This is a genomic window from Verrucomicrobiota bacterium (assembly GCA_027622555.1).
In the GTDB taxonomy this organism is placed as follows: domain Bacteria; phylum Verrucomicrobiota; class Verrucomicrobiia; order Opitutales; family UBA2995; genus UBA2995.
In genome coordinates, this window is the sequence record JAQBYJ010000078.1 from 15,470 (window position 1) to 27,653 (window position 12,184).

The 12,184-nt window shown below is 48.3% G+C and carries 7 protein-coding genes and 1 pseudogene; all 8 read right to left on the bottom strand.

The annotated features are described in order from the left end of the window. Positions 1 to 28: 28 nt before the first annotated feature. Positions 29 to 1,414 (bottom strand): sulfatase, encoded by a 1,386-nt coding sequence (locus O3C43_17860; GenBank protein MDA1068358.1) that lies wholly within the window; start codon positions 1,412 to 1,414, stop codon positions 29 to 31. Positions 1,415 to 1,759: 345 nt separating this feature from the next. Further along, entirely contained in the window at positions 1,760 to 3,481 is a 1,722-nt protein-coding gene (locus O3C43_17865; protein ID MDA1068359.1) for an arylsulfatase, read from the bottom strand. Positions 3,482 to 3,516: 35 nt separating this feature from the next. Further along, on the bottom strand, positions 3,517 to 4,941 hold the full coding sequence (locus O3C43_17870; GenBank protein ID MDA1068360.1) for a DUF1501 domain-containing protein: 1,425 nt from the start codon (positions 4,939 to 4,941) through the stop codon (positions 3,517 to 3,519). A gap of 108 nt (positions 4,942 to 5,049) precedes the next feature. Beyond that, positions 5,050 to 7,908, bottom strand: coding sequence for a PSD1 and planctomycete cytochrome C domain-containing protein (locus O3C43_17875; GenBank protein MDA1068361.1), 2,859 nt, complete (start codon positions 7,906 to 7,908; stop codon positions 5,050 to 5,052). A gap of 19 nt (positions 7,909 to 7,927) precedes the next feature. Continuing rightward, positions 7,928 to 9,508, bottom strand: a complete 1,581-nt coding sequence (locus O3C43_17880; GenBank protein ID MDA1068362.1) for a FecR domain-containing protein — start codon at positions 9,506 to 9,508, stop codon at positions 7,928 to 7,930. Then, the gene (locus tag O3C43_17885; protein MDA1068363.1) at positions 9,505 to 10,041 is read right to left on the bottom strand and encodes a sigma-70 family RNA polymerase sigma factor; all 537 of its coding nucleotides are present in this window, start codon (positions 10,039 to 10,041) and stop codon (positions 9,505 to 9,507) included. The genes O3C43_17880 and O3C43_17885 overlap by 4 nt, the downstream gene beginning before the upstream one ends. A 117-nt stretch (positions 10,042 to 10,158) precedes the next feature. Next, positions 10,159 to 11,736, bottom strand: coding sequence for a DUF4038 domain-containing protein (locus O3C43_17890; protein ID MDA1068364.1), 1,578 nt, complete (start codon positions 11,734 to 11,736; stop codon positions 10,159 to 10,161). Then, a pseudogene (locus O3C43_17895) lies at positions 11,737 to 12,123 on the bottom strand (sulfotransferase domain-containing protein). It lies immediately after the preceding gene. Positions 12,124 to 12,184 lie beyond the last annotated feature (61 nt).

The following is a 12,184-nucleotide window of genomic DNA, read 5'->3' on the forward strand; positions in this document are numbered from 1 at the left end:
ATCTATTGGATCATCCCTAGGCATTGAGCTACCTTTGATTTCGTTTTGCTACGATCTCTTCTCGAATGTCGGGCAACGAGTCTGTCTTCAAGTAGGGTTCCCGATGGGGTTGTAAATCGTCACCCTGCAAAGTGGTCCAGGCGGTCAGGTCAGAGCGAAGCTGTTTGAGCAATGTCTGGCTCTTCCGGTTGTTAGCCAGATTGGACTGTTCCAGGGGATCATTTTCCAGATCGAATAGCTGAAACTCAGGCCGTGTATAGTAGGCCTCGATTGTCGCAGCGGCTTTCGAATCGCGTTTGGCTGCAGCGTCCCAGGAATCCCAGTACGCTCCCCGACCATCGTTTCGTAAGATATCGGAGTGATTGGTGTGAACGGCGTCCGGTAGAAGGTTGTGAATGTATTTGTAGTTTCCAACGCGGACACTGCGGATCGGATAAATATTATAGTCGGTGTCGCCCGTATGCGTAGTAAATATTTTGTCTCGATGGGTTTTTGATTGTCCGGTGAGAACCTTGGCAAATGATCTGCCATCGATGTCGTCGGGATATTCGGCTCCAGCCAGTTCGATGAGCGTAGGCACAATGTCCACCCAACTCACCATCGCGTCGGTGCGAACGCCCGCTTCTATTTTTCCCGGCCAAGTAACGATTAAGGGAATACGGGTTCCGCTGTCGTACAGATTCCATTTCCCGAAAGGCCATTGACCGCCGTGATCACTGGTGAAAAAGCAGATGAAATCGTTGCCCATATGTTTCCTTGCTACTTTGAGCACCCGGTGCATTTCCGTATCCATGTGGGTAATGTCCGAGAGGTAGCGAGCCCAATGCTCCCGGGTTTCCCGGGTATCGATAAAGGTAGACGGCAGGGTGATTTCATCCGGATTATAAATCATCTCCTTGATCCAGGGAACGTGCGGTCGCCGATCACCTACGAATAGGCATATCGGCGCGTCTTCCAGTTTTCCAGAATCGATCAATGCCTGCAAATCGCGGGACATGTTCTGAGGATCTTTATAGTGAAAATCACAACCCGTAAACGGGCGACTCCCATGCTGGACTTTACCAAAGGAGGCTATCTGATAACTCAGCCCCTTGAGAATGCCGGTCAATTCAGGAGTCCCCGGCTTCATCTGGCTATGATTGGGATGCGCACCATGGCGGGCGGGCATCAGACCGGTCAGTAGCGACGCTCGATTGGGACAGCAGGACGGAGAAGCCACATAGGCGTTGTCAAAGGTCATGCCTTGCTCGGCCAGTGACTGCAAAGTCGGGGTTCGAGCATCGGGAGATCCGTAGACTGACGTATCCAGGCGACCCAGGTCATCGGAGATTAGAACCACGATGTTGGGTAAGTCCGCAGCTTGAATGATGATAGGGACCAAAAAGAGGGTGAGAATCAGGGGTAGTTTTTTCATGTAGAATGACCAACGCTGTCAGAGACGAAGTTTAGAACCAACCCAATAATCCCAAATACCGCAGTTGAATGATGAAAATGGCAAGTGAACTTCGCCGAAGCGTCGGGGTATCTGCTTCAGCGGCGATCTTTGGGTTAAAGATGCCAAGCTGGGGCTTGGCGTTCCCAGGGAATCTTAGCTGAAGCAGCTGGTCCTACACCCTGGTCTTACCTATGCAGAGTTTGTACTCGATCAAATCTTTTCTGGGGTTTTCCAACCTCCCCTTCAATCACCAACCCGGAAGCAAGGATCGGAGAACAAAAAGTTAAAGCATTTTCAGAGGTCGGAGCCTCCTCCGTCATGAAATTATATCTTCGTAATGGAGATATAGTAGGCGCCGCGTTCCTTCTTTGATTTTGCATCTCTCAGTCGTGTCTTCAGCAAGGTCGGACCCTTCTTCAAATCCACATTGAAAGTAACCGAAGCTTCATCAGGAAACACACCGCTACTCATGAGCGAATCGCCAATTTCCATAACTGCCTTATCGGCACCCATAGGTTGTTCAGCGTCTTCGGGATAGCGGGAAAGTCGAACTTCGTAGGAGCCGTCCTGAACTACGTCCAATGACCAGAATCCGTTTACAAACAAATCGTCGTCCTCAACGAGCTCCATTTTCCATATCACGCCGCCTTCGGTCGGGTGCCAGTCACGCACCGTGAACTTGGTTGGGTTTTGCTCAGAGGCTCCAACGAAAAAAGGCGTAAACCTGGCTTCATGCGACATGACATCACTCCACCATTCGGAATAAGCAGATTCAAGTCTTGTCATCACTTCTGGATGCTCCCGAGCGACATCGTTCTTTTGCCCGGGATCTTTTTGAATTTCGTACAGTTCGTCGTCTACCAGTCGCCACCGTTCAGTGAGGATGGCCCGGGTAGGATAGGTTTGCTGTTTCAACTCCGCGCTGAACGGTACGGGTTGATCCGCATGCCTCGCGACAAAGAAAGTTCGGTCGGGCCAATCAGAAGATTTGCCCGCAAGCAGTGGAACAATACTTTGACCGTCGAACTTCACATGCTTGGGAGCTTCGAGCCCGCAAACTTCAATCAAGGTGGGCAACCAGTCATGATGCTTGGTTAAGTTTTCGACGGTTCGTCCAGAATCAAAGTGTCCTGGCCATCGAACAAAACAAGCAACTCTATGACCACCTTCGTAGGTGGATCCTTTCCATCCCCGCATACCGCCACTAAATCCCGGATGTCCATCTATGGGCCTGACTCCTCCGCCAGAACCATTGTCCCCCATAAATATGACGACCGTGTTTTCTTCTAATTGCTGTTCTTTCAACGAAGCCAGTAATATGCCCAGGGTTTCATCGAAGTTTTCCACCATGCCATAGAACTTTGATCGCGTTTCAGGCATGCCCATTTCGGAAAACCGCTTCCAATAATTTTCCGCTACAGTGAATGGACCATGCATCGCATTCAGTGGTAGATAGACAAAGAAAGGTTGATCTTTATTTTCATCAATAAACCGGAGGGTTTCCCTAAAGAAAATGTCCGTGCAATAACCATCAAACTTTTCCTGCACGCCATTACGGAAGTAGGAATCGTCGAAATAGTCGTTTCCGGTCGGATTACCAATTTCACCGACTCCCCCAGCCTTGTGACAGACCACATCGTCGAAACCACGATACTGCGGCGCGTAAGGATAGGTGTCTCCCAAATGCCACTTCCCAAACATTCCAGTGCGATAGCCTGACTGTTTAAACACCTGCGCCATGGTGACTTCGTCGGGATTCAGCAACTGCCGCCCCTCGGTTACCGCCCAGGCCCCCACTCGCAAACTGTGACGTCCGGTCATTAGTGCCGCCCGGGTTGGTGTGCATACCGGATCGACATGGTAATCCTCCAGCCGAACTCCATCCGCATAAAGACTATCCAGATGAGGCGTTTTCAACCAAGGATTCCCGTAGCAAGACATGTCACCATACCCTTGGTCGTCAGTGACAATCATGATTACGTTGGGTTTGGCATGAGCCAAGGAGAGAGCGCAAAGAAGGAATAGAAATCCGAAAAATGACTTCATAGTATTTTGAGGCAATGGAAGAATGTCGGGTATTGTCAGGCCAGCAATTCGTTGATGACCTGGCCTCCAAACTGGGACATCTGCTTATAACGACCGCCATGGAAATAGGTGAGCTTATTGTCATCGAGCCCAAGCAAGTGCAGTAAAGTTACGTGCAAGTCACGGATCGGGTGAACCACATCGACCGCCGAAATACCGAGCTCGTCGGTCGCTCCAACCACCGTGCCTTTTTTAACTCCGGCACCGGCCAGTAGCATGGTCATGGCATTGGCATTGTGGTCACGACCGAGTGAATACACTCCACCGCGTTTGTTGTTGTCAGGAGTACGTCCAAACTCACCGGTCCAGATAACCAGCGTATCTTCCAGCATGCCGCGCTGTTTTAAATCTTTAATTAAACCAGCCATGGGTTTATCCACACTGCGGATACGAGAGCTGTGACCTTCTTCCAGGTAATCGTGGCTATCCCAACCACCTGAAAAGATCTGCACAAAGCGAACGCCTTGCTCAACCAAACGGCGAGCCATGAGACATTGACGACCGAATACTTCGGTCTCTTTATCGTCCATACCATACATCTGACGGACGTGGTCAGGCTCACTCTTGAGATCCATCACTTCAGGAACTTCCATTTGCATGCGGTAGGCAAGTTCGTAGCTTTCCATGCGTGCATCAAGGGCTGCGTGCTCCGGATGCTTGGAGGCATGCATTTCGTTTAAGAAAGCCAGTTCATCGATAGTACGACGTTGGTGAGAACGCCCTTTGTTGGATTGCGACTTAAGATCCAGGATGGGTGATCCTTCCGGGCGCAGGCGGGTGCCTTGATAATGCGCCGGTAGAAATCCATTCGACCAATTACCACTTCCGCCTTGAGGCATAGCCAACTCGGTCATCACCACGTAACCGGGAAGGTTTTGATTCACAGAACCCAAACCATAGGTGGCCCATGCGCCAAGAGCAGGATCGCTTCCCAAACGACTCCCTGTGTTCATGTGGTAAAGTGCTTCCGGGTGATTAACCGATTCAGCCTGACAACCACGGTAATTACATAGCTCATCCGCAACTTCCGGATCCGCCATGTATTTCCACTGGTCACACATATCGATACCTGATTGGCCGACCTGGCGTGACTGGAACGGACTTCCCACAAAGAATTTAAAAGGATCCCCTTCTTTAGCCAGGGTTGATTCAGATTTGTGCAAACGCTGAAGTTCGGGCTTTGGATCGAAAGTATCCATGTGGCCGGGAGCACCTTCCATAAACAGCATGATCACACGCTTGGCCTTGGCCGGAATCATCGGATTCTTAGGAGCAAGCGGTCCGACCCCGGGGATTTTTACGCCGTCGGCGGCGAACATATCCGTCATGGCAACGGAACCCAGGGAGGCCCCAAGGCCGCATAAAAAGTTACGACGGGAAATGGGTGTCGAAAAAGGTCGGGAACAAAGGTCGTGTTTCATGATGTTTTTATTTGAAATATTTAAGCTGTAGGAGTTGATCCCGCGATTTTTCGATAGGCCTCAAAGCGATCGGGGCGTAAAGCCCCTCCTACGAGGTGGGTGTGGAGATTAGTAGACATAAACAAATTCATGACTGTTAAACAATACCAGGCAAAGATCAGCCAGTGCGCGGGTCTCGGGACTCACGTCGTTAGCTTTGGCATCGGGAATGTAATCTTTGAAGGCGGGAAGGATTTCAGTATACTCGAACGGCTTACCTGAAAACTCCTCGACGAGGGATCTTGTGATTTCCGTCGGGTATTCGACCGGCTTGGGTTCGAACTGCTGATGATACACCCGCATATCCTCAAGGTAATCAGTCATCCGGTCGATTTCCTTGCGAAACGGTTTGCGTCCCAACGCTATTTCAAAAGCACGGACTACCTGAGACTTCAACCGACTCGTCTCTTTCTCCAACCGCAGGGCAAATGCAATGGATCTATCCGTAACCACATCGCTATTCATCAGCGTGAAGGCCTGCGGAGAAACAGAGACCGAATCACGAACCTCGCAAGAGTCGTTCGGATTAGGTTGGTTAAACAACTCAAGGAAGGGGTCAGCCTGGCCGCGCACACGGTAAGCGTAAATGCTACGTCGATTCCGTTCCTCTGGTGTTTTTGAAGGTTGGTGAGCAGGAGCAAGCGAAAATTGAATCATACGGGGCTGAAGAGCAACCTCCATATTGATCTCCGGCATAATGGGAAGACCACCCATTTCGGTGTTTAGCTCGCCCGTAATAGCCAACATACCATCGCGCAATTCTTCGGCCGTAAGACGGCGCGGCTCATAGATAGCCAACAGATTATTGTCAGGATCTATCTCTCTGAGCTTCTCAAGTTGAGGGTGACTACCCGATTTTTGGTATGCATCTGACAGCATGATCTTACGGTGAATTGGTTTTAACTTCCATCCCCCTTCGACCAGTTCGGTTGCCAGGTAGTCCAATATTTTTGGATGAGTCGGTTTTCCTCCTTTGGCGCCAAAATTGTTTGGGTTACCGGCTACAGGTTTTCCAAAATGGTGCTGCCATAAACGGTTAACAATCGAACGCGTTGTGAGCTGATTCTTTGGATTGGCAACCCATTGCGCAAAAGCCAGGCGCCGTCCTTCCAAATCTTCTGTCACAACATAGGGATCTTCTCCGTCCTCATTGGCAGGAATCCCCAAGGCACTTAATACACCCGGTGCAACCTGTTGACCTTGAGCAGTCAAGGCACCTCCGGTAAGAATAAAGCTTTCCAGCTTTGTATCCGGTTCATCTTCCTTAATCCGGAGCTTCTTGGCATTCATCCCTTTAAAACTGGCTCCGTTATAAACACTTTGAACCATGGGCTCGAAACGTTCCTTTCGACGGTTCCATATCCAATCATCCTGCTGACGAACCTTCAGTTTGCCTTCATCAACATAATCGAGACCAATGTTACGAGGTGGTTTCACATCGTCGTCCAGGCTCTTGCGATCATCGGCGTTGATATATTCAAGTCCCCGTTCCTCAAACCAGATTTTTGCTGCTGCTTCCTGCTTCTCCTTCAATGCGTTCATTCGTTCGGAAGCGAAGCTATGCATAAGATCTACAAACCCTTTCCCTTCATCCATGCCAGCCATACTTTCTTCGGGAAGATATCTAGCCGGGCGTTCAGCCAATTGAGTCCCGGCAAAGGTGGCATACATGCGATAGTAGTCCTTGGTCGGCAAAGGATCGAACTTGTGGTCATGGCACTTGAAGCAACGCATGGTTGTGGACAAGAAAGTCTGTCCGACTGAATTCACAATATCATCGAGATAAATCTGACGTGCTTCAGGCAACGGCACCATGGCTGTATCAAAAGCACCCATCCGAAGAAAACCGGTCGCAATCATCCATTCAGTTTCTTGCTCAGTATAATCTCCCCCTTTGTGAATTTTAGCCATCGCATCCTCCTCAGCCATACGTTTACGAACAGATTCGTTTGCCATTTCATCTCCGGCCAATTGTTCCATAACAAACTGGTCGTAGGGTTTGTCTTCATTGAAGGCACGAATCACATAGTCGCGATAACGCCAGGCATTAGACTTTTCGTAATCATTGGCCATGCCACCGGTATCGGAGTAACGTGCCACATCCAACCAATGTTGTCCCCAACGTTCTCCATATCGTGGACTTTCCAAAAGTCTATCAACGAGTTCTCCCCAAGCCATTTCGGGATTTTTCTTATCCGCCCGAATGAAAGCAGTCACCTCTTCCGGCGTTGGCGGCAATCCTGTTAGGTCCCAGGTTGCCCTGCGAATTCGAGTGAGTGCATCCGCCTTTTTGGCTGGTTTGAATCCTGCAGCATCCAGCTTCTCTTCGATAAATCCATCAATTGGACTATCCGTTTTTACCAGTGCCGGTTTTTCCACAGGATGGAAGGACCACATCTCATCCTTCTTATAACGGCGGTAGGTCCATTCATCACCGAGTCCCCCGGAAGTCGTCCATAGAATACCGTCTTCGTTTTCGTCCACATGCTGTTCGGCTAAACGAATTTCCGCCTGCCTTTCTTCGCTTGCCCAAGGAGCACCGGCATTGATCCAGGTTTCAAGATCGGCTATTTGAGCTGGCGTAAGGCGATCATTTTCCTTGGGAGGCATTTCATAATCCGGATCCTTCCACTTCACCGCGGTTATCATAAAGCTCTCTGCCGCATCGCCGGGCACCAGCACGTTATCAAAACCATCTCCACCAAATAGAATATCCTCAAGGGTATGCATGACCAGACCGCCTTCTATTTCTTCGGGATCGTCTCCGTGACAACCGAAGCATTTTTCTGAAAGCACAGGTAATACTTTAAGCGTGAACAGGCGATCGATTTCATCGTCAGCTTGCGCCAATGACAACCATGCCATTCCAACGAGTATGGATGAAACGATTCGTTTTAATTGTGGGATATTTGGGAACGTCTTATTCATTAATAATTGCTAAAATCTATCAGGGTCTACCTTGGGTGTAGAGATCTGAAATCTCCTCTGAACTCAAAGCTGCATTAAAAATAGTAAACTCATCGATAGCACCATTGAGGTTCCGAAGAGCAAACTGTGGATCGCCACGAGTCGGCTCATTCCAATTTCCAATGGAAGCGGCACCAATTTTAACCGTATCGACGGCGTACTCATCGGAGATCTGATCGCGACTAATCTGCTGACCGTTGACATAATGCGTCGTAGTTTGCGACCCTACATCATAGACGGTAGCAATTTGAAACCACTTTCCACTTTTGGAAGGATCCCAAAATGAAGGTGAGTATGCGATATGCTTGTCGTTAAGATTTTTTGCTTCATCACGATCACGTCGTTTAACCGAAAAGAACAGTCGACCATCGTTCATGATCTGCCAATGCGGTTCATTCAATTCGTGTCCGTCAGTCAGAAACAATGAATTGTATAAACGGTCCAGGCTATCGATTCTGGCCCAACAATAAAAAGTCAATGAGCTGTGTTCTCCTGGAATGGATACACGGACACGACTCCCCGCAGGACTGAAATTCAACGCACCTGCTGGCAAACCCCAACGGTCTGCGACGCGACGAGCCCCCACGATCGTTCCTTGAGAATTTGAACCGGCATCGTTGTTTAATTGCCTACCCATCACCTCACCGGATTTCACGGGATAATAAGCAAGTACTCGCGGATCCTCGGAGAGTCTCTCGCTTCTGGCTACCCATGAGTTCTGTCGTTCCAGCCGATTTTCATAAAACTGGTGACCATATTCCTCCACCGAGGAAACGCTCTTAGTATTCTTTGAGCTCAACATTGACTGACCGGGCTTCGTCCATTGCATTGTTTCGCCATCCGCAAGAAGGTATTTTTCCTCACCAATAGGATACCACTCAACCTCGCCTTGAAACACCTGTATTTCGGCGCCATTGGGACTGACATCCAAAGCAAACTCTGTCCCCAAATCCACCACCTCACCAGAGGAGGTTAGCACCTTGAACCCACGGGCTGCCTCCGGCACAAGTGCACGGATTTTGCCTTTGGAAACGGTCATTTCCATAGGCGAGTGAATCTCGAATTCAGATTCACCTTCTATCACAACGGACACTCCACTGAAGAATTCCAATTGCGCGATACCTGAACCAAGTTTGATTGAACCTTGCGGCAATAAGTCACCACGTTCCAATAAGGTATCCTCCAACCAAACAGCCTCGGACTGGTCTGCTAATATAGCATATCCGGCAGCGACAGGTTCGGAATCGTTTGCTTGATTCGCAACGCCTGATTTTCCAAGACCCCAGCCTGATATTCCAACCAGGACAAACATTGCGATTGCTGCGGCAACCCCTAATGAATACGAATGTTTTTTCCAAAAAGAATTAGGCGATACCACTGAACCTGCACCGATACGTTGAGCTTCTAATTTAAGGGCACTGTGCAATTTCAGGCGATTGTAGTAGTCCTGACGAGCTTCGGGATTAACCCGCATCTCAGCTTCCAAACGAAGGAAATCTGCCTCTGAAATTGTAGCATCCAGTAATTCGTCAATAAGTTGATTACGTTCATCGGGTGTCATGTTTGAACCTCCTTTTCCAATGATAGTTGCTTTTCAACACAGGTCTGAAGTTTATTCCTCAGGCGATGCAGAGTAACTTTTAGCACACCTACACTTCTGCCCACCTGCGTGGAGTATTGCTCTAAGGATGTTTTTTCAAAATATCGGTGATGAATGAGTTCGCGATGAGCTGGTTTCAATTTCTTTAAACAAAACTGAAGCGCTTTTTGATGCATTGAGAGTTCATCAAGCTGGCCGGGCAGTTCCTCTGAAATCGTGTCCACAAGTTCTTCGCAAAAAACCAGTCTCGCATCCTTCGCCTGACGAAAACGCCATTTCCTAACCTGAAAGCGGGCAATACTGAAAATCCAGGCCTTGAAGTTAGTTCCAATTTCAAAATCGCCACGTTTTTCCCAGATAATGGTATTAGATTCCTGCGCCACATCGTCTGCCTGAAGATCACCGGGCATCAAAGAATCGATATATAACCGCAACGCTTGCTGATGCTTCATCAGCAGGGAAACGATTTCGGCGTCTTGATTTCCAGGGTCCATAACTTCAGTTTATCCAAGCATATCCCGATTTCTTAAGAAAGGTTAACATTTTCCTTCAAAATAATCCAAAAAAAGTTTGTTGGCTTTCCTGGACCGTAATAACGGCAAGGTTTTGCGCTACTGTTTCAACAAATGAAGCACAGCTGGTTGTTCTTTCCAGGGAGGCTCGAATCTCAGGTGTTGTTCGATTATTACTTCTTCCTTTTTCGAGTATTCACCCGTCAATGTATTGAACCACTGATAGCTCATGGTTTTGCCGTAGTTTTCCTGGATGGTAGTCGCTATTCTTGAGTTTACGGCTGTGAGATAGAACAAGAAATCGCCGTTGTCATTTGTCATCACATATCCGCTCGATGATTTCCGATCCGTTCTTCGATCCAACGGTCGGTAGGATGCGTAGTTAACCTTATTAAAAAACTCGGCCATGTGTTTATAATAATCGTAGCGCGGTCTGTCCGATTCTGGCAAAGACGCCTGATCCCAAATGATCACATTCCACGAAGTATCGTGCCAATAATAGGTGGAATAGGTTCCCGCAAAAGCACAACGGTAATTGCGATCTAAACAGGCCTCTGCACCATCATAGTCGCCGTCAAAAACAAAATATGGGCCGATTTCATAACCTCCGTGTTCGATATTAAATATCGGCTTGTTGGAAAATTTCTGAAAAGTGTCCAACATTTGCTCATAAAGACTCGTAGTCCAATTCTGATAAGAAATGAAATCAACCGTTTCGGGATACTTGACACAGTAGGAAAATGAATGCACGGTGACCAGGCGATTGTGGCCATCCATCTTTTTAAGACGCTGGATACGGCGAACGATGTAATCCATATCATTGTGTCCGTAACCGGTAGCTTCCTTGGAAATATCCCAAATAATATTCGGGTATGCCTGGTAGCGCGCGATGACATAATCGTAATAACGATTATCCTCCACTGAGTCAGACTCGGGCCAATTCACATTTTTGTTCCAAACGTAGATCATGACGTGAGCCGTCAGGTTCAACGCGTTCATCTCTTCTATGATCGCATCGAAATGATCGAAAAACCCTAAATTCAACTTCGAATAATCAGGGTGGTCATTATCTCCACCGTAAGGCCATTGTCGCGGATTCGAAAAATCATATTTGGCAGGCAGCTTGGGATCCTTTACCCAATTCACATCATGGGCATAGACATTCATTACAATCTGATTGAAACCGTTGTCCTTAATATCCCTCAGCAGTATTCGGGTTCTCTCGATATCGTCTGACTCAAGGTCCAGGGCAAACAGCCAATCGGCTTCAAAAGCCAAGACAAAACAGGGCTCACCATTTGCATAGTAAAAATGCTGAGGGTTCTCTTCTCGGATAACCACAGGACCGGGCGAACCTGAATCTGCAGTTGCAACAGCCACTTGCCATCGGTCACCGGTTTCTGGCGATAATACAACCCAATTCCCAGGTTTGGGAAAACTTATGCGGAACGTGTATTTATTCTGCCCAGTATAAAAACCTGGCACAGAAAAGCTAGATCCGGGACCTTCGCATTTAGCCAAAGGATGACGATCGAACGGATTCATTTCCGAATGAGGCAGAGTCACCTTGAATTCAGTTACTTCCCACTGACTGGCAGACGCCGGACCGGATTGAGCAGTTACGTGTCCGTAAGAAAACAGGACCAGAGCTAAGACAATAATTTTTCGAAAATTCATTTATATAAAGTTACCTGTTGAGATCCAGTGAACGCACTCAGGACCCAGTTTTGTTTCACACATTCGCTCAAAAGCCGAAGATTCCTCTTTAGTCAATATTTCAATCCATCGACCGTTGACTCCCTTATTAATAAAAACTTCTGCCCCGGCATCCCAAAAGGCACCAATAAGGATACCCATCACGATCAAGCCAATCTTTCCAGTACTGACGAATATCTTCTGGCGGAGGATCAATAGGCGGACCGACCCGACCTGGAGTATTATTCAATGCATCGTACAGACTGCATTCGCATTTACGTGATGGTTATAAAGGCTCCAAACAACATCCCGTCCGTCCCGACCGATATAGATATATTTGGCCTTTTCTGAAAACACCAGAGCATCAAGCGCACTGTGCTGGCTGCGTCCAGGCCGAAAGCCATAGCTGAATCCGAGAAAATCCTCCTCG

Bases quoted from the DNA above. Each gene is read 5' to 3' on its own strand.
- O3C43_17880 (MDA1068362.1), bottom strand. From the start codon at position 9,508: ATGACACCCGATGAACGTAATCAACTTATTGACGAATTACTGGATGCT.
- O3C43_17890 (MDA1068364.1), bottom strand. From the start codon at position 11,736: ATGAATTTTCGAAAAATTATTGTCTTAGCTCTGGTCCTGTTTTCTTAC.
- O3C43_17885 (MDA1068363.1), bottom strand. From the start codon at position 10,041: ATGGACCCTGGAAATCAAGACGCCGAAATCGTTTCCCTGCTGATGAAG.
- O3C43_17870 (MDA1068360.1), bottom strand. From the start codon at position 4,941: ATGAAACACGACCTTTGTTCCCGACCTTTTTCGACACCCATTTCCCGT.
- O3C43_17865 (MDA1068359.1), bottom strand. From the start codon at position 3,481: ATGAAGTCATTTTTCGGATTTCTATTCCTTCTTTGCGCTCTCTCCTTG.
- O3C43_17860 (MDA1068358.1), bottom strand. From the start codon at position 1,414: ATGAAAAAACTACCCCTGATTCTCACCCTCTTTTTGGTCCCTATCATC.
- O3C43_17875 (MDA1068361.1), bottom strand. From the start codon at position 7,908: ATGAATAAGACGTTCCCAAATATCCCACAATTAAAACGAATCGTTTCA.